Below are 22,922 nucleotides of genomic sequence, written 5' to 3' on the forward strand. Positions count from 1 at the left end.
GGGCAAAAAATAAAAGGTTTCCCGTCCTGAAGGTTGCCCCTGGTGATGCCAGGGACAACCTTCTATGCGGAATCGGCTAGAGATAACCCCGTTCAGCCAACGATACGCAACCTTCATGGCCTACGACGACATGATCCAATATTCGGGTGCCGACCATGTTCAGAGCGTTCTTGAGGGTTGTGGTCAGCGTGCGATCTGCTTGGCTGGGCTCGGGATCTCCAGAAGGATGGTTGTGAACCATAATTACGGCCGCGGCGTTGTGCTCTAGAGCGATCTTGATCACTTCTCGCGGGTACACGCTAGCACCATCCAGGGTGCCTCGGAATAGCTCCCTGAAGCCTATAACCCGATGTTTGGTGTCGAGCAATAGCAAAGCAAAGACTTCGTACTCGTGGTACTGCAGCAGTGTTTGCAGGTGGCTGAAGACCTGCTTCGACTCAGTCAATGCCCGGCCTTTAGACAGACGACTCATTGCCAGTTGTTGCGCCATCTGCAGGATGTCGGCCTCGGTGACTGGTGATTCCATGACGTAGGTACCGGTCGTTTCACCAGCTTTGAGTTTGTGATATTTCATGGGAATTCTCTTGAGTTGGAAGACCTTGGGTCAGGTTGGAAGTGTGATCAGTGGGCGCGAGCAGAGTGGTCACTGCCGCTGTGGAGGGATTTGGATTCCAGCTTTTGTACCAGTGAGGTTTTGGCAGGGGTCGCTGGTTTGGGGGCGGCTTCTGCCTTGCTGGTCTGATCTTCAGCTGCGGGGAAGAACTCCTCGACGATGGCCCCGGTGTCCTCATCACTGTCTTCAAAGGCTCCGTTGCTAAAGCCCTGTTGTGCCGCGTGATCCAAGGCGGTCTGATCAAAGCCTGCGGCTTGCCGGGTTTCCTCCAGTTGCTTGGCTTCCAGCAAGGCGTCTTCTAGGCTCAGGCCGCTGCGAGCCGTGATATCGACGTAGAAGATCGGTGTACCGTGGCTCTGCCGAGTGGACTTACCACGCAGACGCAGCTCCAGCGGCAGACAGGCCAGGCGATTACCTGACATCGCGCTGAAGTACTGCAGACGTGCCGCCAGAGTGCGGATGCTGTTGAAACCGGTGGTACGGAAGACAAAACTGCCCAGCGGATCATCGTCGCCAATCACCACGTTCAGCCGTCCGTAAGGCTTGCAGGCATGGCCTTGAGCCAATGAACATGCATCTGGCGAAGGGCAGGGCAACGAGTGGATGCCATCCTTCGTCAGGCGCTTGCAGGTCTCTCCATTGCCGACGCACAGTGGTCGGCCAGTAGTGCGGTCGAACAGGCTGTAGTCCGCGCGAAAGTTCAGGTCCGGCTCGTTGAACAGCAAGCGGATCGGAATACTGCGCAGCTTGCCGTCCTGGCCATTGCGCAGTTCCTCATTGAGCGGGTGCATTAACCAGCCGTCGCGGCTTTGTACTTGCGAGGTGATGGTGAATTGATCGTCTTTCTCGGGCAGGCGCTTGCCGTTTTTCTCGACGACTTTGCCGATGGAAATGCGCCCGAGCACGGGTGGGGTAATGGCTAAACCTTTGAGCATGACGGTTATCCTTGATCTGAAAGTAAAAAAGCCACCGGGACGTAAACGGTCCAGGTGGCTTGGGTGAGGGGGAATGGTTCAGCCGATCAGGAAGCGGCGACTGCCTGTTTTGATCTTGGGATAGCGGACCTGCAGGTAGGGTTTGTCCTTGAGCATCCGTTCGACATCTAGCCCAGTGGTGTCCTTGGACTTCTTCCAGCTGATATAGCCTTCGGCAAACTCCGCACGGGTGGCTTCGCCCATGGCCTGCTGCAGGATTTGCTTGAGTTGCGCCTCGAGCGTCTCTTGCTGAGCAATGCTCTGGCGAACAACCTTGAGCTCCAGGTAGGTGGTGGCCAGCTCCGTGTGCTGGCTGAAGTCCAGGGTCTGACCGTTGTCCTCGGGGTAAAGGCAACGCAACGCCGCTTCGGCTGAAGCTGAACCATCGGCCGGAGGAGGGGTGTCACTGACTACGTAATCCCAGAACAACCGCTCCAAGTCGATCAGCCGAGCAATCATCGACTCGTCCCGGTCGATGCGGTGGATCTCCAGGTGCTGGCCACCCAGCAGTACCGCCACATCCGCCGCCTGCTTGCCAGTCACGGCCAGCTGGTGCATGACCTGCAACTGCACATACTCGGGCACACCCTCCTTCCAGAGGCGTGCGCCATTGATACCGGCCGTTTTGCATTCGAGGATCTGCACTTCTGACGCACCGATCACCTCACGGTCGATGTTGGCCAGCATCCAGCTTAGTTGCGGGTCTGGGTGTTGCAGTACGGCATTGACTCGCCGCACCCGATGACCACTGCGCCGAGTGTAATGCGCCGCCACGATAGGCTCTAAAATGTTGCCCCAGTAAGCCGGGCTTTCCTCATCCTGCGGATCGAGCTTGGGCAGTGAGGTATCACGGCCGGTTTTCTCCATCCACAGTTCCAGCTGGGATTTGTACGGGTTAAGCCCGACGGCAGCGGCTGCATCCGAGCTGCCGATTCCACGTTTACGTACCGCCAGCCAATCCTCACGCGGCAGTTGTTTGGTGCCCACCAGGCGCAACGCCGGACGGGGTTTGCTGCTGGGTTGTTGCAGAGTTTGCGTGCCCATGATGTTTTCCTGTGCGGTATAAAAACGCCCGGCCAGCAGAAGCTAACCAGGCGCTTTAACAGTTGAGTAAGTGGGACTAAGCGGCGAGTTGCAGTGCGGCCTGCAGGGCGCGTTGTTTGATGACAGCACCTTGGCCAAACCAGGCCGAGTCCATGCGGTATTCAGTACTTCGGGCGCGCCGCTCATGATCGACGTACTCGGTCACAGCATTGAGCAAGCCCCAGGCAGTTCCTTGAGCCGACACCAGTGTTGATCCGCGCCCCTGACCTTCATACAGGCTTTGCACCTTGCGCAGTGCGCGCTCATTCGGCAGGACTACGGGCAGTTTGCTATGGGGGGGTACGTCACACAGCACGTTCATGAAAAAGCCCATCGCTTCATGCCATTGCACTTTGCGTTCAGCCAGATTTTTCATTCGGTACATGAACTCGTCCCACTGGGAGACGGCGATGCCCAGCTGCTTTTTCACGGCCTGCGAATCGAAGCGGGTGTTGTGCGGCACCTTGATCGCACGGGCCGTACCATCCAGGGCGATGGTCAGCGTGTTATTGCAGACCACCCGCACGGTGGTGGGGGTGGCGGTGGTGGCCAAGGTGCCATCACAGGATGTGGCCAGCAGCAGGTAGCCATTCACCTGGTCGTTGCCCTTCAACGCCGTGCCTTGCCCAGTGCGGGCCAGAGCCCAGAACTTGCGACCACCTTTCAATACCCCGGCGGTTTCCAGCTCGTAGCCGGAAACTTCGGTCAGGTCGCGATAGAACTCCAGGACTTCACGCGGTTGTACGATTTGGTAGCGGTTGGAGACCACAGACAACGGAGCCTTGGTGTCGGAGCGGTAGAGTACCTTCTGTTCAGGGAAAGTATGAATACTTCCCAGGTGCCCGATGGCATCCGCCTTGAAGTGGACCGGGCTGTTCTGGATCTGCCAGTCCATCCCGGCTTCCCGCTGCCAGATTTCTAAGGGTTGTTTGGGGGAGAGGCGACTGCCCAGGCCGTGCCAGGGCGTTGTGCCAACGTAAGCCATTTGTTCAACGAGGTGAGCCATGGGAATGATTCCTTGCGAATGAATGGAAAAGAGCGTCGTTTCATCAACAAGCGACGCCTGTTCACAACGGCTTAACGGTTGACGCTGAAGCTGTAACCACAATGCAGGCACTGGTAGTTATTCAGCACCTTGTCATCCATTTGTGAGCCCAGCGTGGACCCGGCAATGCCACCCGCAACTCCGCCAAATAGTCCACCGAGAAGAGCCCCAGCAATACTGCCAATAGCGATCCCTACTGGCCCTCCGACCACGCCCAGCACCGCGCCAACTTCTGCGCCCGACAGGGCTCCGACGGCACCACTGGCCGCACCGCCTGCCGCACCAATTAATCCACCCGTTTGCTTACCGATATTTTTCGTGACGACGCGTCCAGAGTTACAACTTGGGCAAGGGGTATACATACGCAGATCCTCTCAAGTGATGAGCATGCAGAGCCAAAAGTTGGCACGCCAAATCCCCGACAGCAGTCGATACCGTGGGGCGTTCACTGGAGTGATATAGATTTGAGATTTTTTCGATTCAATTCGTGTCGGATCGTTACCTACGGCAGAGCCGCGAAAAGCCAGCCCTTTTGAGACCTCAACGCCATGAGTACGGCAGTGCTGTAAGTTTTTACAGGTCTGCGGTATGAAATGTCTATATGACTAAAAGTCGCTGACAGGCACTGTCGGCTCATCCGTTTTTATTTCAAATAAAAATGGAATCTTTTTAGAATTGAATAAGTAGGTTTCTTGCTGCAATTCTGGGGGATTCATTTTTCACGGAAACTATTTCTCGGAGGTTTTTGCAGGTACGGCATTACTGTTGTTACGGTTAAAGTAGTATGTATCTAAAAGGTACTCTGATAATAACGAATAATCTTCACGATTGTTATAGGTTGAAGAGTAACCGATAGCGATCACCAATAGAGTGCTATCGTGCTTATAGAAACCTACAAGACAGCTCTGCCATAAACAGAGCAGTAGCGTACAGAGTTGACTGCAAGTCAAAGCGTTGGGAAATTGTAATAAACGTATAAGCCGAAGCGAGGTGCCTGAATGCACCTGACTCCGTGTGCCTGCCGGTGGATCCTCCATACACGGCCGACAGGAAACCAACAATGTTCCATAATCAACCGAAGCGTCATCCCAGCAATACTAAACTCAAGCTGCACTACAGCAACGAATACCGTGGTTTCGCCGTGCAGCAGCAGCTGGCACATGGGCCGTTGATTGAGAACTATCTGGAGCGTGGACTTGAGACCCTACAGCACTGCCTCTCGGAACAGGCCCGCACCTTGGTCTGTCGAGTCGACTTGCGTTATCCCGTCGGCCTGATGCCGTCAGATGCGCTCATCAGCAACGAGGTGATGACTCGCTTCTTCTACCATCTAAATAAAGAGCTGACCTGGGCGAGTACAAAGTACACGACTGATATCCGCTACATCTGGTGCCGGGAGCGCAACAGCAGCCAGGCACCGCATTATCACCTCATGCTGCTGCTCAACTACAACGCTATCGGGGGCTTAGGGAACTACGGGCCCAGCGAAGACGGCACCTACAGCAAGGACAACTTGTTTCATCGCATCGTGCGTGCTTGGGCCTGGGCAATTGGCTGTAAGGAGCACGAGATGTCAGGGTTGGTGCATGCCTGCCAAGACAAGCTCAGTGGCCAGGTTTATCACTGCCTGGATCGACGCTTTCCTGACTCGCTCAGGCCGGTAATCTACGCCATGAGCTACCTGTGTAAGGCCTACAGCAAGTCACAGGAGCTAGGACAGGGCTTTGCCGTGTTCACCGCCAGCCGAATCTAAGTACGGCCACATACGTGTTCAATATACTTATTGTATGGCGCGGCAATGCCGCACCATACCTAACCAGAAAGGAGTCTTCCGCATGAGCTACAGCGAGCATTGGCGTCGTGAATTTCTCGAACGACATCCTGAGTATGAAAGGCAGTCACAGGTGCTTCAGCAGGAACCGGTGGCGCCGAATCCATCTGCACTGGCTGCTCCATTTCCCTGGTCTACCACGGCAAATACAGCACTGCCTACAGCATCGAATTTTGCATTTCCCTTATCTGGTTTTCTTACGGCCAACTCCGGATCTTCGGAGCAGCTTCCGCAGCAAGGGCCAAAGACGCGGCATGGTTCCATGCAGGACCAATCGATGTCTTCGGACATCACCAGGCAAGTATGTTGTCTACGCCAACGACTGAAGCTAACCCAGCAAGATCTCGCCAAGCAGCTGGGGATCAGCTCTCGAACTCTGCAGGACTGGGAACAGGGGCGACGACAGCCAAGCGGACCTGGCAGAGCCTTACTGCTGCAGTGGATCGACCAGCAGATTCAATATAGCAATTGAATTATTCAGACTAAGGGGTAAGGGGGTTGAGCGGGCGTAAGTGGAACGTAAGGCTGCTATTCCTGCTACTAGTAGCAGGAATAGCAGCCGCAGGTCCCTAGCAGATCCGATGGAGTGGGGGTCTGCCTAGCACAAAATGCTCGCGATATCTATAGATGTGCTTGAGGAATAAAAAGCATTTAGCACCCGCGACGACTAGGAGTGGCAAGGGCTTTAGAGTCCTTTGTCATTGAGTCCGTATTCGAAGAGGGTGTGGTAATGAGCAAAGAAAATAGTGGTAAGCCAATATTAAGAATTTTACGCATGCGGCAGTTACGAGACTGCCTGGGTCTTAGTAGATCGACCATCTATGATCGCCTAAATCCGATGTCGCCAAGATACGACAGCAAATTTCCAAAGCCGATTAAGCTGGGGGCGTCAGCTGTGGGTTGGATTGAGGAAGACATTTGCAGGTGGATTGATTCCAGGATTGCAGAAGGTCGGAATGTTTGCAGCGTGAATTCTTGAGGTGTTTAATTTATGAGTTTCTTTAATGGTGTATCTAGTTGGCTTCCTGCTCGGGGAGGGGAATTTCCTAGGCGTATGCCTTTGCCGACTATAGTGAGTGCGGTAGATGAGGCTGAAGGCAATATAAAGGCCCCGCGAGCGCTTGTTTTTTCATCCGCGTTAACGACCATTGCGACTGCTTCTCAAGGTTTGATTGATGTCTGTAAGCCAAATGGCCAGATCGTTCCGGCATCACTAATGCTGCTTACGGTGGCAAATTCTGGGGAGAGAAAGTCGACGGCGGAGAATGTATTTTTGAGAGGGGTTCGACGCTTTCAGGATGAGATGGATGTGATTTATCAGAAAGAGCTTTCTGACTGGAGTGCGAGGCAGTCGATTTGGGAGATTCGTCGAAAGGCTATCTTGAAAAAAACTCTTCTCTTAGATAACAAAGAGGGAGATGAGGCATGTAAACAGTTCATGGATCATCAGGCCAGTGTGCCGGTCAAACCTCGACGGTTTAAGTTCCTGTATGAAGACGCTACGTCGGAGGCTTTGTTTCTTGGATTGCACCAGAACATCCCAACGGCTGGGCTCATCTCTAGTGAGGGTGGGGGCGTGTTGACAGGTAAGGCATTTAATGATCTGTCAAAGCAGAATGCGCTATGGAGTGGGGATGTAATAACCGTTGATCGTGTGTCGTCTGAAAGTTATGAGGTAAGAGCGCGACTGACGGTGTCGCTAATGGTTCAAGAAAATTCTTTCTTTAGCTATATGAATAAGCATGGCGAAAGATCACGTGGATCTGGCTTGTGGGCTAGGTTCCTGGTTTGCAACCCCAGGTCTACCCAGGGAACTAGGTTAATTGTGGGAGGGGGGGCGCCTTGGCATTGTTGTGAAAGATTTTCTGAGCGCATCAGGGAAATACTTATAAAAAATGTTGAGTTTATGAATGAGCCCGCTAGTCAGAAGTTGGTGGTTCGGTTTTCTCAGGAGGCGGCTCAAAGATGGATAAATATTTTTAATGCGATTGAGTCGGAGATTAAGCCAGGGGGGCGGTACTTTGGCATGGGTGATCATGCGTCAAAGTTGGCAGACAATATCGCAAGGGTTGCAGCTTTGTTTCATTTTTTCGAGAAAAGTGGTGATGATATAGGGTTGGAAACATTGGAAGCAGCTGTTGATGTTTGTTTTTGGTACTCTGATGAGTTTCTGCGAATGTTTGTATCGCTGCCTCAAGAGGAAGTCGATGCCCATGAGTTGGATGCCTGGCTACAAGTAAAGCGTGAGTCCGGTGAAAGGGTTGTGGCAAAGAACTCCATACTGCAAAAGGGTCCCTATCAGTTGCGAAAAGTAAAGCGTCTAGACCCGGCTATTGATGTGCTGTTGGCGCAAGGGAAAATCTTGCTGTCGAGATTTAAGAATGTTACATATCTTGATATTCGCCCTGAGTGCTCGATGAGTAATTTTATTACTAGAACTATTTTATCCCCTTGCAAGCCTCTGATTTAGAGGCGCGAATCCAGTATTAGGTTGGGCGACACTCAGGATGTCTGTCTTTTTGTTCGGTGTTGCTGCTGTTGGCCATGAGAAAATAGCCTGCGACTTTCTCTCGATATGGGGGAGTGAAAGGATTTTCAGTTTGTGTGTGAATCGAGAGCGCCACCTGTCAAGGTGACGCTTTCATTTGGATAAATATCGCTCATTGGGCATTCGGGATAACGTCATCTAGTGATCGGGCCTCCTGTAACCGCTCCAGATAGCTTTGCAGTTGATCCAGATCGTTCGCAGCTTCCAGCGTTTCAATTGCTGAGCCCGGCAACTCTCCAAAGCGCTGCTCAAGTTGCAGAGTTAACACTGTTCTCACGCCTTCAATTTGTCCTAAGGTGCGTGCGGCGTCTAGGTCCATCTGGCGCGCTTCTTCCGAATCCCGCTTGGGAAACGAGTGGCGCAGAGAATATCCTAGCTGCAAGCGGTCTGCTTGCCGTCGGGTGCCGCGCATACCGTTACGGGTAAGTTCGAACAGGATGTTGCGCACCTGATACTTCAAGTCATCAAGATTAGAAATATCTAACATCTCGTATTCGCTGTTGGCTTTGAAGATGCGTGTTGCCATCTCGTCGGCCGCATCGGTTTTATCCCGTTTCTTGAAATTAGAATTTCTATAAAGCATGCCTTTGATCATGGCGTGAACAAGTTGCGAGGTCATCTTGTTGGAGGGTTGTTGGTTTTTAGCATGCCCTCCCATGGCAGCGCGTACACCATAGTGTTTGCCCTCTAGGTTCTTGAGCGCCTCGAGCATTGCCAAGTGGCGATTGGCGAATATCAAGGATGTGATCATGTCCTGTAGGCGAAGATCATATGCGGCGGCTGCTCCTGGCACACTCTGTGGCGGCAGGTGATTATCGTGGACAAACTGCACATAAACTGCATACCGTAGGGCAGAGTCGGCATGCTCGGTCAACTGCTCTTCAATCGCGACCTTGCCCTGGCGGATGATCAGGTCGACTTTCTTCTCCTGATGAGGCTGGATCTCCATCCTGTCATACAGTGTCTGCAAGTGCTGCATTTGCGCAGGTGGAGCGATTCCTAGCAGATCAAACACCTGCTGCACGACATTTTTTGCTTGGGTGAATAGCACGGCCACGGTACCCATACAAGGCGCCGCTGGCATTGGCTCCCCGCTATTTCTGAATGACACGTTAACGTCCTGATTTTGCGGATTGGAGCGACAGAGTAGCAGCGGTGTGAGGGGCGAGGTGAGTCTCGTTGCTCGGGGCATTTGCTCTTGGCGAGCTGGTATCTATTGGACCTCCTGCTGCGTTGTAGTTACCTGTAAGCGCCGTTCCTACGCTTTGGCTGCGTGCTGCTCATGAATGGACTCTTGAAGCAGCTCCTTAGAAGTTAAGTAGTTGGCCCATCTGCCCATTAGGGCGCGTCGCTTGTCGAGAAAATCAGTGCGAGAGTAGGCTCCCTCAGTCTGGTCGCGTTCGTCGTGAGCGAGAGCCATCTCGCAAACTTCGCGCGGGTACTGAGTGCATTCTCCCGCCCAGTCTCGAAATGATGAGCGAAAGCCGTGTCGCGTTATTTGTTTGTATCCCATTCCATGCAGAAGCGTCCTTACCGCGTTTGCATGCATGACCCCGGTCTTGCCCTGGCCAGGAAAAAGGAAAGGGCTTCCTCCATCTTGCGGAATGCTCTTCACCAGCTTTACGACTTCCTCGGCAAGCGGGATTACGAACGCTACACGCATTTTCATACGCTCATCTGGCAACGACCACGTCCCAGCGTCCAGATCAAACTCGTCCCAACGTGCAAACCTCACCATGTGGGCGCGAGCGCCAGTCATGATAAGCAACTGAGCTGCCAGAGCCGCAAGCGTTGTGTTGATACTGAGCTTGGTCATCAGCGCCGGCACATCCTGCCACCGCAAAGCTTCAAAGTGCTCACGCTTCCGAGCCTTCTTCTTTTCTGCACGGCTCAGTAGGTTGTCCAGGTGTCCACGCCAGTGAGCAGGGTTTTCACCCTCTCGCAGGCCACGTGCCTTGGCGGCGTCCAAAACCTGTTCAATCTGGCCACGTACCTCGTCGGCGGTTCTGGTTTTGGTGGCCCAGATCGGTTGCAGCACCTTGAGCACCTGAGGAGTACCGATCTCCTCGGCGGACAGCTTGCCTATGTGGTCAAACGCATACAGCTCCAGCTTCCGCAGCCAGCCTTTGCGCCACTTATCTGACCAGGTGCCTCCGTGTGCCTCGCAGTACTCTTTCGCGAGTGTCTCAAACTTCAGCTGTTTTGCTTCGCTGGTTCGCTGAGCTTCGCGTTGGGCAGCGCGTTCGATGTCGCGAGCGGCTAGAGGATCTACACCGTCGCTTAACAGGCTTCGTTTAGCACTAGCTTCTTGTCTGGCTTTCTTGAGACCTACTTCAGGGTATGAGCCCAAGCCCATTTCTCTGCGACGGCCTGCCAGTTGGAAGCGAAGTAACCAGGATTTACGCCCGGTAGGTTTGACGACCAAGCGAAGGCCATCACCATCTTCATAGGTGCCAGGTTCGGTCAGGTTTTCGACTTGCTTCGGATTCAGCTTACCCATTGGATTTCCCCTGTCGTCCCTTTTGTCCCCCCACCTGTCCCCCCACTTCATCGTCGGATGAGGTCAAATGGCATTGTACGCCATTGGACAGGGGAATGCCTGAAACCCCGGAATAGCTAGGCTATCAGGTGGAATCTCGGATGGGGTAGGATTATTTTGGACAATTAAAAAGCCGGCTTGTGGCCGGCTTCTCGGGGACTGGCTTGGTTTATTTTTGGTAAACCGCGTCAGCCTTCAAAATGTACACCCGGATCTGCGTCCGGCTGTGGGACTTGGTCAGACGTTGGTCTGCCGCGTCGGGCGTCATCTGGGCCGCGGGAGCGGGTCGATGCGCAAATGTGGGGCGCAGGATACTGAGTTTTGTCGGGGATTCCCAGTCTCAAGTGCGGAATAGAGCCACTGCGGGGGGCAAAATTCGTAATTTGTACTGATTTTCGGGGCCTCTTCGCGAGCAGGCTCGCTCCCACAGGGTTTGGTGCAGGGTTGAAGGTCGTATCCGATCAGAGAAACGGCACCACCGGCCGGCGTTTGCCCAAAGTCGACCACCAGAATACCCAGCCCAGGATATGGATTCGCTGCTCATCGATTTGCGCGGCGCGAAAGATTTCGTCCGGGTGTTCGGCGCTGTTGTGGCTGCGCAGGCGCAGGGCGTTGCCGGGCATGCGGTGCAGGTATTTGATGCGCAGCATGCCGTCGTGTTCGATGGCGTAGATTTCGCCGTCGACCACCTGGGTCAGGCCGCGGTCGATGCCGACGATGGAGCCATCTTCGATGCGCTCGGCCATGCTGTTGCCGATCATGTGTGCGCAGATGGCGTCGGTGTGGCGGATTTCCAGTTGGTCGAGGTGGGCGCGGGGCAGGCGGATGGTTTGTTCGGGGTCGAGGATGACGTGAGTTTTGCCAGCACCGTTGGTGATCGGCGTTTCCTTGAAAAACGGCAGTTCGATGTCCCTGGGGTCGATGACGGTGTAGACGCCGCGGATGGCCTCGGCATCAAAGGTGTCGCCGTTGCTGGCAGGCGTTTGCAGGCGCGGTGACTCTTTGCTGCCTTCACCGGTCTTCAGCCACTCGCTGTTGACCGAAAGCAGGCGTGAGACTTCCTCCATGCGATACGCCGGGACGCCCCGGGTGTACCAGTTATGAATGTTTTGGGCTTCCGTGCCCCAGAACTTTGCGAATCCCGTGGTGGTGATGTTCGCTGCTTCCAGGAGTGCCTTGAATCTTGGACCGCTAGTGTTCTTTCTCATAAACACCGAGTCTACGGCCGTGCCAGAGCGGTTTGAATAAACCGGGTGTTCAAAAAAAGGCTGTATTTTGCGACTGGATGTAAGACGTGCTTGTGGGAAATCACTCACTTCGAAACTTTTCTGTAGTCCGTGATAAACACACTGTTTAAAACGCCATTGCTCAGGCACAAAAAACCCCGGATCAACCGGGGTTTTCTTCAGGCATCTTGCAGTCAGCAGATGCTTAGCCTTTGTAGGCAGCAACCGACTTGGTGATCGCGTCGCGAGCGGCGTCAGCGCCAGCCCAGCCTTCGATCTTGACCCACTTGCCTTTTTCGAGATCTTTGTAGTTCGCGAAGAAGTGCTCGATCTGCTGGATCAGCAGCGGTGGCAGGTCGGTGTATTCCTTCACGTCGACGTACAGCTGGGACAGCTTGTCGTGTGGGACTGCGATGACTTTGGCATCGCCGCCGCCGTCGTCGGTCATGTTCAGGATGCCGACTGGACGCGCGCGGATCACCGAGCCTGGAGCAACCGGGTAAGGAGTCACAACCAGTACGTCGAGGGGATCACCGTCGTCAGCCAGGGTGTTCGGGATGTAACCGTAGTTGGCCGGGTAGAACATTGGGGTGGCCATGAAACGGTCAACGAACAGGCAATCGCTGTCTTTGTCGATTTCGTATTTGATCGGCGCGTGGTTGGCCGGGATCTCGATCGCGACGTAGATGTCGTTCGGCAGGTCTTTGCCAGCCGGAATCTTGCTGTAGCTCATTGGGCGTTGCCCCCGTAGTTGACCAAAAACACTTGGCCGGATTGACCAAAAAGTGGCGGCGATTATAGGCATATTCCTACGCCGACGCCACGTACCAGAAGTCGTGCAGCGCTTACGCGTGCGCCTGATAGACCGGGTCTGTGGCCTGAAGTTGCCGCAGCCTGCCCAACGGATCCTGCCTGTAGAAAAGCTGCAGTTGCAAGTAGACCTGTGGATAAGCCGCGTGCAGCAGATCCGGGGCGCTGAAAAAGTATTCGCTGGTGACCGCGAAGAACTCCGCCGGGTTTTCGGCGGCGTACGGGTCGATGGCGGTTTCGGCGTCGGGGTTGCGGTCGAGCTGGCGGTTGAGGTCATCGTAGGCGTGTTGCATGACCTCGGCCCAGTCGCTGACGCGCATGTCGGCGTGCAGCGGTGGCAGACCGTTGGCGTCGCCATTGAGCATGTCGAGCTTGTGCGCCAGTTCGTGGATCACCAGGTTGTAGCCTTCCCAGCCACCACTGGCCATCACCCCCGGCCAGGCGAGGATGATCGGGCCCTGTTGCCAGGCTTCGCCGCTGTGTTCACCGTCCCACTCGTGCTCGACACCGCTGGCATCGCGATGGCGTTGCGGGCTGAGAAAGTCATCGGGATAAAGGACGATTTCGTGGAAGCCCTGATACCAGTTCAAGTCGCCGAGATTGAGCAGCGGCAACTGGGCCTGGGCGGCAAGCAGCAGGCGTTGTTCCTGATGCAGTTCGACACCGGGCAGGGCGGTCAGGTGTTTTTCTTCGAGGAACAGGACGCAGGCTTCACGCAGCCACTGGTCTTCGGCGGCACTGATGCCGTCGAGAAAACTCAGGTGATGGCGCACCCGTTGCCACAGGTCGTCGGCAATCGGGTGCCTGGCCAGAATGCGCCGGCGACGCCAGGCGCTCAGTGACCACATCGGATCAGTGGGTTTCGACTTTGGCGCCGCCGAAACGGCTGCGCACCACACCGATGATCATCGGTACCAGCGACAGCAAGATGATGGCGACCACCAGCAGCGACAGGTTCTTTTTGATGAACGGCACGTTGCCGAAGAAATAGCCCAGGGTCACCAGACCGCCGACCCACAGCACGGTGCCGAACACGCTGAACGCGAAGAAACGCGGATAAGGCATTTTCCCTACGCCGGCGACGAACGGTGCAAACGTGCGGATGATCGGCAGGAAACGCGCCAGGGTCACGGTTTTGCCGCCGTGCCTGTCGTAGAAATCGTGAGTTTTTTGCAGGTAATCGCGACGGAAGATTTTCGAATTCGGGTTGCTGAACAGTTTTTCGCCCGCCGTTCGTCCGATCACGTAGTTGGTGCTGTCGCCGAGGATCGCCGCGAGCATCAACAGACCGCCCAACAGGACTGGATCCATGCCACCGCCCGCCGCCACCGCTCCGGCGATGAACAACAGCGAATCACCCGGCAGGAACGGCATCACCACCAGACCGGTTTCACAGAAGATGACAGCGAACAGAATCGCGTAGATCCACGGCCCGTAGTTGGTGACCAGCAAATCGAGGTACACATCGAGATGCAGGATAAGGTCGAGCGGGTTGAAATCCATGGGGGCACCTGTGGTAGCGGCCCGACTCGGCAGGCCTGTGCGGATGATTCGGGTGTAAGCCTACAGCGGGGTGTAGTTTTTCTTACAAGCCGGAAAGCTCGGGATTATACGGTCTGAGAGGTGAAAAGCGCGTTGGTTTTGTAGCGAGGGATGTCGGGGTGTGATGAATTGTCAGGAATGACGGGAGGGGCTAAAAAGATCGCAGCCTTCGGCAGCTCCTACCTTTGGAATGCGTTATCCCTGTAGGAGCTGCCGAAGGCTGCGATCTTTTGATTTCAGAGCTCGTCGCTGATCGGCAACACGTAGTTCTTGAACTCGGTGTCTTCCTTGAAACCAATGGATTCGTAGGTCTTCTGCGCCACTTCGTTGTCGGCACTGGTGGATACGCGCATACGCACGGCCTGGGTTTCCTTGGCCATTTTCTTCGCGGTGCGGATCAGGTTGTCGGCCACCAGTTGGCGGCGGGCATCTTCGGCGACGTAGATGTCGTTGAGAATCCACACGCGCTTGAGCGACAGCGAGGAAAAGCTCGGATACAGCTGGCAGAAACCCATCAACTTCTTGTCGTCATCATCGGCCAGGGCCAGATAAATCACCGATTCCTTGCGTCGCAGGCGTTTTTCGAGAAACGCGCGGGAGGAGTCCGGGTAAGGCAGGGAACCGTAGAACTCGCGATATTTGACGAACAACGGGGTCAGCAAATCCAGGTGTTCGAGGGTCGCTTGAATAATCCGCATGATAGGTCTCGTCTTCAAGTGGCTGTCTTCAACTGCTCTGACGGCGATGGGAAACCCTGCGGCCGTGCTTCGATCCTGCCTTAAAGCAGCGCAGAAACGCAATGCGGAAACGGTTCAGGTTGCGGGTGGATCAAGCAGGAAGTTTCCCTTCATGTCCGCACCGGTATCCGACTCCAGCGTCTGCACTTGCGCTTCGTCCTTCAGATTGACCCCCGACAGCTGCCGCCGACAGGCTTCGCGCATCAGATACAACAAGCGATGCGCCGCCATGCCATAGCTCAAGCCCTCAAGCCGCACGTTGGAGATGCAATTGCGATAAGCATCGGTCAGCCCGACTTTTGGATTGTAGGTGAAATACACACCGAGGCTGTCGGGCGAGCTGAGGCCCGGACGCTCACCGATCAGCATCACGACCATTTTTGCGCCCAGCAACTGACCGATCTCGTCACCGATGGCCACTCGACCCTGTTCCACCAGCACCACGGGGGCAAGTGACCAGCCGTCGGTACTCATCTGCTCCTCCAGACGGGTCAGAAACGGCAAGGTATGGCGATGCACCGCCAGCGCCGACAAACCGTCCGCCACCACAATCGCCACGTCGACCCCGCCGGGATTGGCCTGCGCGTGCTCACGCAGGGCCTGAGCCGAGGTGTCGCTGAGCTTGCGCCCCAGATCCGGACGTTGCAGGTAGCTGTTGCGATCGGTCGCCGCGCTGTGCAGCAACAAACTGTCGCGCCCGCGTTCGCGCAGTTGCGCGCTGAGCCCGGCATGATCGAACGGCAGATGCACCGCATCCCGCGCCTGAGCGTGGGCGAACTGGAAATCCAGCTGGGCACGGGTTGGCAGGCTGGTACCGGTGCGGCCCAGAGCGATGCGCGCCGGGGTCAGGCGACGCAGCTCCAGCCACGGGTTTTGCGGGTCCACAGGCGGTTTTTCCATCACACTCATCCCAGTTGCGCCAGCGCCTGGCGGAAGGCCGGCGGCAGGTTGTTGCCAAAGCGAACCTTGCCGTCCGCCTGGGTGAAAATACCCATGTTCGCCAGCCATTGCTCGAACTCCGGCGCCGGTTTCAGGCCCAAAGTCTGACGGGCGTAGAGCGCATCGTGGAACGAGGTGGTCTGGTAGTTGAGCATGATGTCGTCGGAACCGGGAATGCCCATGATGAAGTTGATCCCGGCGACACCGAGCAACGTCAGCAAGGTGTCCATATCATCCTGATCGGCTTCGGCGTGGTTGGTGTAGCAGATGTCGCAACCCATCGGCACGCCGAGCAACTTGCCGCAGAAATGATCTTCGAGGCCGGCGCGGATGATCTGCTTGCCGTTGTACAGATATTCCGGGCCGATAAAGCCGACCACGGTGTTCACCAGAAACGGCTTGAAGTGCCGCGCGACGGCGTAGGCCCGGGTTTCGCAGGTCTGCTGGTCGATACCGTGGTGGGCGTTGGCCGACAGCGCGCTGCCCTGACCGGTCTCGAAATACATCAGGTTCTGCCCGAGGGTGCCGCGCTTCAGGCTCAGCCCCGCGTCATAGCCTTCCTGCAATACATTCAGGTTGATGCCGAAACTGGCGTTCGCCGCTTCGGTGCCGGCGATCGACTGGAACACCAGATCCAGCGGCACACCACGATTGATCGCTTCGATCGAGGTGGTGACGTGGGTCAGCACACAGGCCTGAGTCGGAATGTCGTAGCGCTGGATGATCGCGTCGAGCATTTCCAGCATCGCGCAGATCGAGGCGATGCTGTCGGTGGCCGGGTTGATGCCGATCATCGCGTCGCCGTTGCCATAAAGCAGGCCGTCGAGAATGCTCGCGGCGATGCCGGACGGCTCGTCGGTCGGATGGTTCGGTTGCAGGCGGGTCGACAGGCGTCCGCGTAAGCCCAGGGTGCCGCGAAACTTCGTTACCACGCGAATCTTCTGCGCCACCAGCACCAGATCCTGCACGCGCATGATTTTCGACACGGCGGCGACCATTTCCGGGGTCAGGCCGGGGGCGAGCTTGCGCAGGCTGGTTTCGTCCGCCACATCGCTGAGCAGCCAGTCACGGAAACCACCGACGGTGAGGTGGCTGACCACGGCAAAGGCCTGTTTGTCATGGGTATCGATGATCAGTCGGGTGACTTCATCGGTCTCGTAGGGAATCAGCGCTTCCTGCAGAAAATGCGTGAGCGGGATGTCGGCCAGCGCCATTTGCGCGGCCACGCGTTCACCGTCGTTGAGCGCGGCAACGCCAGCCAGGAAGTCTCCCGAGCGCGCCGGGCTGGCTTTGGCCATGACGTCCTTGAGGCTGTCGAAGCGATAGGTCTGGGCGCCGACGGAATGGGCAAATGCGGCCACAATATCCTCCTGTAAACGATAAACCCCCTGTAGGAGCTGCCGCAGGCGGCGATCTTTTGACTTTGATTGTCTAAAAACAAGATCAAAAGATCACAGCCTTCCGCAGCTCCTACAGGGTTCCAGCACAGTGCCTGGATGGGCGCTGTGCACTTTTATAAGGCAGTCAGATACCTTCGAGCATAGCGTCTGCCGGGGCGTCGGCGCGTTGTTTGGCGGTCAGCTGGAAGTACAGGTAGCCAGCGGCCATGAAGCCGAGGAACACGCAGCCGATCAGCGTGTTGAACCACGCCATCGCCACCAGGCACACCACCGCCAGAAACAACGCAATCGCCGGCACCACCGGGTAGCCCGGGGCGCGGAAGGTGCGTTCCAGGTTCGGTTCGGTTTTGCGCAGTTTGAACAGGCTGAGCATGCTGATGATGTACATCACGATTGCGCCGAACACCGACATGGTGATCATCGCGGCGGTCAGGGTCATGCCTTGCAGGTTGACCAGGCCGTCGCTGTAGATCGCCGCGATGCCAACCACACCACCGGCCAGAATCGCCCTGTGCGGGGTCTGGAAGCGCGACAGCTTGGCCAGGCTTTTCGGCAGGTAACCGGCGCGGGCGAGGGCAAAGAACTGTCGCGAGTAGCCGAGGATGATCCCGTGGAAACTCGCCACCAGGCCAAACAGGCCGATCCACACCAGCATGTGCATCCACGAGGAGTTGTTGCCGACCACCGCTTTCATCGCCTGCGGCAGTGGATCGTTGATGTTCGACAGCTGGCGCCAGTCGCCGACGCCGCCGGCCATCACCATCACGCCGATGGCGAGGAATACCAGAGTCAGAATGCCGCTGACATAGGCCCTGGGAATCGTGCGTTTCGGATCCTTGGCTTCTTCGGCGGCCATGGCCGCGCCTTCGATGGCGAGGAAGAACCAGATGGCGAACGGGATCGCTGCGAAGATCCCGGGGATCGAACCCAGTGTGAACTCGTTGGCGCCCGACCAGCCGTTGAGTACGAAGTTACTGAAGCTGAAGCCCGGCGCAACCACGCCCATGAACACCAGCAATTCAGCGACCGCCAGCACCGTGACCACCAGTTCAAAGGTGGCGGCGATGCTGACACCGAGGATGTTCAGGGTCATGAATACGAAATACGCGCCGACCGCCGCGATTTTCGGGTCGAGTCCCGGATACTGCACGTTGAGGTAGGCGCCGATGGCCATGGCAATCGCCGGTGGGGCAAAGACGAATTCGATCAGCGTGGCGATGCCGGCGATCAACCCGCCTTTTTCGCCGAACGCTCGGCGGCTGTAGGCAAACGGCCCGCCCGCGTGGGGAATCGCGGTGGTCAGTTCGGTAAAACTGAAGATGAAGCAGGTGTACATGGTCGCGACCATCAGCGCCGTGACCAGAAATCCGAGGGTGCCGGCCGTGCCCCAGCCGTAACTCCAGCCGAAGTATTCGCCGGAAATCACCAGGCCGACGGCAATGCCCCAGAGGTGCAGGGTGCCGAGTGTGGGTTTGAGCTGTGTGGTGGAAGTCATAAGTCCTCTCTGTTTTTTATTGTTCGATCTGTTGGACTTTCGGGTGCAGCGGTTGAGGTGGATGGAAGCTGTTCACGCAGCGGCAGTTTTTTTGCAAAACCTGAATGACGGGTACGCAAGTGCCGTGCCAGAGCGGCCAGGCCTTGTGTCGTGTCATTTAGGACGCCATCGCTGGCAAGCCAGCGATAGCTATTGGGAGGGCAACACAGAAACATCTGTGTTGCCCCGGGTTTTAGAAGAAGCCCAACGGATTGATGTCGTAGCTCACCAGCAGGTTTTTTGTCTGCTGATAGTGATCGAGCATCATCTTGTGGGTTTCACGACCGACGCCGGACTTCTTGTACCCGCCGAACGCGGCGTGCGCCGGGTACAGGTGATAGCAGTTGGTCCACACGCGACCGGCCTTGATCGCGCGGCCCATGCGATAGGCGCGGTTGATGTCGCGGGTCCACAGGCCGGCACCGAGGCCGAACTCGGTGTCGTTGGCGATCGCCAGGGCTTCGGCTTCGTCCTTGAAGGTGGTGATGCTCACCACCGGGCCGAAGATTTCTTCCTGGAACACGCGCATTTTGTTGGTGCCCTTGAGCAGGGTCGGCTGGATGTAATAGCCGGTCGCCAGATTGCCCTCGAGTTTTTCCACCTGGCCACCGGTCAGCAGTTCGGCACCTTCGCCCTTGGCGATTTCCAGATACGACAGGATCTTGTCGAATTGCTGCTCGGACGCCTGAGCGCCGACCATGGTGTCGGTGTCCAGCGGGTCGCCGCGTTTGATCTGGCTGACTTTCTTCATCACCGCTTGCATGAATTCGTCATAGATCGATTCCTGCACCAGGGCACGGGACGGGCAGGTGCAGACTTCGCCCTGGTTGAAGAACGCCAGCACCAGACCTTCGGCAGCCTTCTCGATGAAGCTCGGCTCGGCCTGCATGATGTCTTCGAAGAAGATGTTCGGCGACTTGCCGCCCAGTTCCACGGTGGAAGGAATGATGTTCTCGGCGGCGCATTTCATGATGTGCGAGCCGACCGGGGTCGAGCCGGTGAAGGCGATCTTGGCGATGCGTTTGCTGGTGGCCAGTGCTTCGCCGGCTTCTTTGCCGAAGCCTTGCACCACGTTGAGCACGCCCGGTGGCAGCAGATCTCCGATCAGCTCCATCAGCACGCAGATGCCCAGCGGCGTCTGCTCGGCGGGTTTGAGCACCACGCAGTTGCCGGCGGCCAGTGCCGGGGCGAGTTTCCATGCGGCCATCAGCAGCGGGAAGTTCCACGGGATGATCTGGCCAACCACGCCCAGCGGTTCGTGGATGTGATAGGCCACGGTGTTGCCGTCGATTTCGGCCGCGCTGCCTTCCTGAGCGCGCAGGCACCCGGCGAAGTAGCGGAAGTGGTCGGCCGCCAGCGGGATGTCGGCGTTGAGGGTTTCGCGGATGGCTTTGCCGTTGTCCCAGGTTTCGGTGATCGCCAGGGTTTCGAGGTTCTGCTCGATGCGGTCGGCGATTTTCAGCAGGATCAGCGAGCGCGCCTGCACTGAGGTCGCGCCCCACGCGTCGGCAGCGGCGTGGGCGGCGTCCAGTGCCTTGTCGATGTCTTCGGCAGTGGAGCGGGGGAATTCGGCAATCGGCTGGCCATTCACTGGCGAGGTATTGGTGAAGTACTGACCTTTGACAGGCGCGACGAACTCGCCGCCGATGTAGTTACCGTACTTGCTCTTGAACGAGACTTTGGCGCCTTCAGTACCGGGGTGAGCGTAACGCATGATGTTGTTCTCCTTGGCTTTGTACTTATTAGAGAAACGCGCAAGTGCGCTTGCTATAAGCGTAGAGCAAAGGTCGGGCCATTGCCGTGCAAGGCAGGCAAATCAAGGCCTTGCGTGGTTTGTGTCGGACGGGCGGACGCAGCCTGTGATGGTTTCGGTACAGAGGGGGTGACAGTTTGTATCGCTTTTGGCACAGCCTGTGACCGGCTGGTCTAGCCAGCATTGCAATGCGTCGATGGCTGGAGGATGCTGACTGCCAATTGCCCAGATGCACCCTTGTGGTGAGGGGATTTATCCCCGATGGGTTGCGAAGCAGCCCCAATAAAAAATTGTGGCGACTCAGATTCACCGCGTATGCCGGATTTACGACTGCTGCGCAGCCGATCGGGGATAAATCCCCTCACCACAAGGTATGTGCCAGCCAATAAAGAGGCGGCACTGATCTCGGGGAGAATAATAAGAAATGCACGACAACCATTTGAGTCGCCATGCCCAGCAGGTTCTCACCGTCAGTCAGGGCAAGCCGCACCTGCACGGGCCGGGTGCCGATCCGTCGATTGCCCGCTCGTGGCTGCGCTGTCTTGAGGACTACCACCTCGATCCGGCCCTGACCATGGCGCCTACGGTGCTCGAACATGGGCGCGTCCTTGAAAGCCGCGAGCGTCTGCAACAGGTGTTGCAAATCGCCGGCAATGAAATGAGCAGCCTGCATCAACAACTGTCCGGCGCCGGTCATGCGGTGCTGCTGACCGACGCGCGCGGGGTGATCCTCAACTGCGTCACCGCACCCGCCGAGCGCAAGATATTCGAACGTGCCGGGCTCTGGCTCGGCGCCGACTGGAGCGAAGCCTGCGAAGGCACCAACGGCATCGGCACTTGCCTGGTCGAGCGCCAAGCGCTGACCATCCACCAGGACGAACACTTTCGCGGTCGCCACACCGGCCTGACCTGCTCGGCGAGCCCGGTGTTCGACCCGCACGGCGAATTGCTGGCGGTGCTCGACGTATCCTCGGCGCGCCACGACGTTTCGCGCCAGAGCCAGTTCCACACCATGGCGCTGGTCAATCTGTCGGCGAAGATGATCGAGAGCTGCTATTTCCTGCGCTGCTTCGATAACCAATGGCTGTTGCGTTTTCACTTGCAGGCCGAATCGGTCGGACTGTTCAGCGAAGGGCTGCTGGCGTTTGACGGGGAAGGGCGGATCAGCGCGGTCAACCAGAGCGCGCTGAACCTGCTCGGGCATATTCGCGGTGGTTTGCTCGGCAAACCGGTCGAGGCGTTTTTCGATTGTTCGCTGGATGAGCTGCTCGGTCGCGCCAGCGCCAATGCCAGCGCCAGTTGGCCGCTGCGCACCCGCGATGGGCGGCATCTGTTTGCCTTGCTGCGTGGCGAGTCGCGCAAACCGGCGAAGATCATGCCGGCCCCGGTCGTGGCCAAAGCTCAGCCACTGGCGGGCATCTGCCTCGGTGACGCCGCGCTGCAAGCGGATTTTCGCAAGGCGCTGCGGGTATTCGAGCGCGACGTGCCGCTGCTGATCAATGGCGAAACCGGCTCAGGCAAGGAAGCCTTCGCCAAAGCTGTGCATCACGCCAGCCAGCGCGCCAACAAAGCCTTCGTCGCCCTCAACTGTGCGGCGATCCCCGAGAGCCTGATCGAGAGCGAGCTGTTCGGTTATCGCGGTGGCAGTTTCACTGGCGCGCGCAAGGATGGCATGCGCGGCAAGTTGCAGCAGGCCGATGGCGGCACCTTGTTTCTCGATGAAATCGGTGACATGCCACTGGCGTTGCAGACCCGGTTGTTACGAGTGCTGGAAGACCGGCAGGTGGTGCCGATCGGCGGCGAACCGGAGGCGGTCAACGTGCGGATCATCAGCGCCACGCACCGCCATCTGCTGGAGCGGGTCGAAGACGGCAGCTTCCGTGAAGACCTGTATTACCGGCTCAATGGCCTCGAAGTTGCGCTGCCGGCGCTGCGCGAACGCAGTGATAAATCGCAGTTGCTGGATTTCCTGCTGGCCGAGGAGGCCGGCGGCGAGACAATCGTGATTGACGAGGCGGCCCGTCAGGCGTTGCTGGCGTTCAACTGGCCGGGCAACGTGCGGCAGTTGCGCAATGTTCTGCGCACGCTGGCGGCGTTGTGCGATGAAGGGCGGATCGGGCTGGACGATTTGCCGGCGATGATTCGCCAGGCGCGGCCGCCGTTGGAGCTGAGGGCGGCTGAGTCCGAGCATCCGCTGGAGGACGCCGAACGTCTGGCGTTGCTCAATGCGCTGGAGCAAACGCGCTGGCACATGACCCAGACCGCGCAGCAGCTCGGGGTCAGCCGCAACACCCTCTACAGAAAGCTGCGTAAACACGGTATCGCCCGAACCGCATAAATCCCCCCGC

The 22,922-nt window shown here is 57.2% G+C and carries 20 protein-coding genes and 1 pseudogene; 5 read left to right on the forward strand and 16 right to left on the reverse strand.

The annotated features are described in order from the left end of the window. Positions 1-76: 76 nt before the first annotated feature. The 5 genes from radC to KVQ82_RS04505 form a co-directional block, all read right to left on the reverse strand. Positions 77-574, reverse strand: a complete 498-nt coding sequence (gene radC, locus KVQ82_RS04485; RefSeq protein WP_222018169.1) for a DNA repair protein RadC — start codon at positions 572-574, stop codon at positions 77-79. A gap of 47 nt (positions 575-621) precedes the next feature. Continuing rightward, the gene (locus KVQ82_RS04490; RefSeq protein WP_222018171.1) at positions 622-1,548 is read right to left on the reverse strand and encodes a hydrolase or metal-binding protein; all 927 of its coding nucleotides are present in this window, start codon (positions 1,546-1,548) and stop codon (positions 622-624) included. A gap of 78 nt (positions 1,549-1,626) precedes the next feature. Beyond that, positions 1,627-2,631, reverse strand: a complete 1,005-nt coding sequence (locus tag KVQ82_RS04495) for a YqaJ viral recombinase family protein (protein WP_222018174.1) — start codon at positions 2,629-2,631, stop codon at positions 1,627-1,629. A 76-nt stretch (positions 2,632-2,707) separates the two neighbouring features. Next, positions 2,708-3,676 (reverse strand): DUF932 domain-containing protein, encoded by a 969-nt coding sequence (locus KVQ82_RS04500; RefSeq protein ID WP_222018176.1) that lies wholly within the window; start codon positions 3,674-3,676, stop codon positions 2,708-2,710. A 71-nt stretch (positions 3,677-3,747) separates the two neighbouring features. Continuing rightward, positions 3,748-4,077 carry a hypothetical protein gene (locus KVQ82_RS04505; protein ID WP_222018177.1) on the reverse strand — a complete coding sequence of 110 codons (330 nt, stop codon included), beginning with the start codon at positions 4,075-4,077 and terminating at the stop codon, positions 3,748-3,750. Between the two features lie 698 nt (positions 4,078-4,775). Here KVQ82_RS04505 and KVQ82_RS04510 point away from each other — a divergent pair. From KVQ82_RS04510 to KVQ82_RS04525, 4 genes and pseudogenes are all read left to right on the forward strand, one after another. Beyond that, positions 4,776-5,468, forward strand: coding sequence for an inovirus-type Gp2 protein (locus KVQ82_RS04510; RefSeq protein ID WP_222018179.1), 693 nt, complete (start codon positions 4,776-4,778; stop codon positions 5,466-5,468). A gap of 406 nt (positions 5,469-5,874) precedes the next feature. Next, positions 5,875-6,018, forward strand: a pseudogene (locus KVQ82_RS04515) (helix-turn-helix domain-containing protein); the annotation flags it as partial. A 303-nt stretch (positions 6,019-6,321) separates the two neighbouring features. Next, on the forward strand, positions 6,322-6,525 hold the full coding sequence (locus tag KVQ82_RS04520; RefSeq protein ID WP_260688112.1) for an AlpA family transcriptional regulator: 204 nt from the start codon (positions 6,322-6,324) through the stop codon (positions 6,523-6,525). Between the two features lie 12 nt (positions 6,526-6,537). Then, positions 6,538-8,016, forward strand: a complete 1,479-nt coding sequence (locus tag KVQ82_RS04525) for a YfjI family protein (RefSeq protein ID WP_222018184.1) — start codon at positions 6,538-6,540, stop codon at positions 8,014-8,016. A gap of 190 nt (positions 8,017-8,206) precedes the next feature. On the opposite strand, the gene KVQ82_RS04530 is transcribed toward KVQ82_RS04525, so the two are convergent. The 11 genes from KVQ82_RS04530 to KVQ82_RS04580 all read right to left on the reverse strand — a co-directional run bounded on the left by KVQ82_RS04530 (position 8,207) and on the right by KVQ82_RS04580 (position 20,535). Then, positions 8,207-9,160: a hypothetical protein gene (locus tag KVQ82_RS04530; RefSeq protein ID WP_222018185.1), complete on the reverse strand. Its 954-nt coding sequence runs from the start codon at positions 9,158-9,160 to the stop codon at positions 8,207-8,209. A gap of 192 nt (positions 9,161-9,352) precedes the next feature. Continuing rightward, positions 9,353-10,594, reverse strand: coding sequence for an integrase arm-type DNA-binding domain-containing protein (locus tag KVQ82_RS04535; protein ID WP_222018187.1), 1,242 nt, complete (start codon positions 10,592-10,594; stop codon positions 9,353-9,355). A 500-nt stretch (positions 10,595-11,094) separates the two neighbouring features. Next, complete coding sequence (locus KVQ82_RS04540; RefSeq protein WP_108183918.1) at positions 11,095-11,841, reverse strand: S24 family peptidase; 747 nt, start codon at positions 11,839-11,841, stop codon at positions 11,095-11,097. A 223-nt stretch (positions 11,842-12,064) separates the two neighbouring features. Further along, complete coding sequence (gene ppa / locus KVQ82_RS04545; protein ID WP_008052339.1) at positions 12,065-12,592, reverse strand: inorganic diphosphatase; 528 nt, start codon at positions 12,590-12,592, stop codon at positions 12,065-12,067. Positions 12,593-12,704: 112 nt separating this feature from the next. After that, the gene (locus tag KVQ82_RS04550) at positions 12,705-13,517 is read right to left on the reverse strand and encodes a zinc-dependent peptidase (RefSeq protein WP_108183917.1); all 813 of its coding nucleotides are present in this window, start codon (positions 13,515-13,517) and stop codon (positions 12,705-12,707) included. 4 nt (positions 13,518-13,521) lie between these two features. After that, positions 13,522-14,172: a DedA family protein gene (locus KVQ82_RS04555; protein WP_041064947.1), complete on the reverse strand. Its 651-nt coding sequence runs from the start codon at positions 14,170-14,172 to the stop codon at positions 13,522-13,524. Positions 14,173-14,447: 275 nt separating this feature from the next. Further along, the gene (locus KVQ82_RS04560) at positions 14,448-14,909 is read right to left on the reverse strand and encodes an N-acetyltransferase (RefSeq protein ID WP_007958617.1); all 462 of its coding nucleotides are present in this window, start codon (positions 14,907-14,909) and stop codon (positions 14,448-14,450) included. A gap of 114 nt (positions 14,910-15,023) precedes the next feature. Continuing rightward, positions 15,024-15,848 (reverse strand): ethanolamine ammonia-lyase subunit EutC, encoded by an 825-nt coding sequence (gene eutC, locus KVQ82_RS04565; RefSeq protein ID WP_222018189.1) that lies wholly within the window; start codon positions 15,846-15,848, stop codon positions 15,024-15,026. A gap of 5 nt (positions 15,849-15,853) precedes the next feature. Continuing rightward, positions 15,854-17,248, reverse strand: a complete 1,395-nt coding sequence (locus tag KVQ82_RS04570) for an ethanolamine ammonia-lyase subunit EutB (protein WP_222018191.1) — start codon at positions 17,246-17,248, stop codon at positions 15,854-15,856. A gap of 163 nt (positions 17,249-17,411) precedes the next feature. After that, complete coding sequence (eat, locus tag KVQ82_RS04575) at positions 17,412-18,782, reverse strand: ethanolamine permease (RefSeq protein ID WP_041064957.1); 1,371 nt, start codon at positions 18,780-18,782, stop codon at positions 17,412-17,414. A gap of 232 nt (positions 18,783-19,014) precedes the next feature. Further along, the gene (locus KVQ82_RS04580) at positions 19,015-20,535 is read right to left on the reverse strand and encodes an aldehyde dehydrogenase family protein (protein WP_047296830.1); all 1,521 of its coding nucleotides are present in this window, start codon (positions 20,533-20,535) and stop codon (positions 19,015-19,017) included. Between the two features lie 463 nt (positions 20,536-20,998). On the opposite strand from KVQ82_RS04580, the gene KVQ82_RS04585 reads away from it, so the two are divergent. Beyond that, on the forward strand, positions 20,999-22,912 hold the full coding sequence (locus tag KVQ82_RS04585) for a sigma-54-dependent Fis family transcriptional regulator (RefSeq protein WP_222018193.1): 1,914 nt from the start codon (positions 20,999-21,001) through the stop codon (positions 22,910-22,912). Positions 22,913-22,922 lie beyond the last annotated feature (10 nt).

The organism is Pseudomonas sp. AO-1, from assembly GCF_019775695.1.
In the GTDB taxonomy this organism is placed as follows: Bacteria; Pseudomonadota; Gammaproteobacteria; order Pseudomonadales; family Pseudomonadaceae; genus Aquipseudomonas; species Aquipseudomonas parakoreensis.

Coding starts and splice junctions, on each gene's coding strand:
- radC (WP_222018169.1), bottom strand. CDS start 574: ATGAAATATCACAAACTCAAAGCTGGTGAAACGACCGGTACCTACGTC.
- KVQ82_RS04490 (WP_222018171.1), bottom strand. CDS start 1,548: ATGCTCAAAGGTTTAGCCATTACCCCACCCGTGCTCGGGCGCATTTCC.
- KVQ82_RS04495 (WP_222018174.1), bottom strand. CDS start 2,631: ATGGGCACGCAAACTCTGCAACAACCCAGCAGCAAACCCCGTCCGGCG.
- KVQ82_RS04500 (WP_222018176.1), bottom strand. CDS start 3,676: ATGGCTCACCTCGTTGAACAAATGGCTTACGTTGGCACAACGCCCTGG.
- KVQ82_RS04505 (WP_222018177.1), bottom strand. CDS start 4,077: ATGTATACCCCTTGCCCAAGTTGTAACTCTGGACGCGTCGTCACGAAA.
- KVQ82_RS04510 (WP_222018179.1), top strand. CDS start 4,776: ATGTTCCATAATCAACCGAAGCGTCATCCCAGCAATACTAAACTCAAG.
- KVQ82_RS04520 (WP_260688112.1), top strand. CDS start 6,322: ATGCGGCAGTTACGAGACTGCCTGGGTCTTAGTAGATCGACCATCTAT.
- KVQ82_RS04525 (WP_222018184.1), top strand. CDS start 6,538: ATGAGTTTCTTTAATGGTGTATCTAGTTGGCTTCCTGCTCGGGGAGGG.
- KVQ82_RS04530 (WP_222018185.1), bottom strand. CDS start 9,160: ATGGGTACCGTGGCCGTGCTATTCACCCAAGCAAAAAATGTCGTGCAG.
- KVQ82_RS04535 (WP_222018187.1), bottom strand. CDS start 10,594: ATGGGTAAGCTGAATCCGAAGCAAGTCGAAAACCTGACCGAACCTGGC.
- KVQ82_RS04540 (WP_108183918.1), bottom strand. CDS start 11,841: ATGAGAAAGAACACTAGCGGTCCAAGATTCAAGGCACTCCTGGAAGCA.
- ppa (WP_008052339.1), bottom strand. CDS start 12,592: ATGAGCTACAGCAAGATTCCGGCTGGCAAAGACCTGCCGAACGACATC.
- KVQ82_RS04550 (WP_108183917.1), bottom strand. CDS start 13,517: ATGTGGTCACTGAGCGCCTGGCGTCGCCGGCGCATTCTGGCCAGGCAC.
- KVQ82_RS04555 (WP_041064947.1), bottom strand. CDS start 14,172: ATGGATTTCAACCCGCTCGACCTTATCCTGCATCTCGATGTGTACCTC.
- KVQ82_RS04560 (WP_007958617.1), bottom strand. CDS start 14,909: ATGCGGATTATTCAAGCGACCCTCGAACACCTGGATTTGCTGACCCCG.
- eutC (WP_222018189.1), bottom strand. CDS start 15,848: ATGGAAAAACCGCCTGTGGACCCGCAAAACCCGTGGCTGGAGCTGCGT.
- eat (WP_041064957.1), bottom strand. CDS start 18,782: ATGACTTCCACCACACAGCTCAAACCCACACTCGGCACCCTGCACCTC.
- KVQ82_RS04580 (WP_047296830.1), bottom strand. CDS start 20,535: ATGCGTTACGCTCACCCCGGTACTGAAGGCGCCAAAGTCTCGTTCAAG.
- KVQ82_RS04585 (WP_222018193.1), top strand. CDS start 20,999: ATGCACGACAACCATTTGAGTCGCCATGCCCAGCAGGTTCTCACCGTC.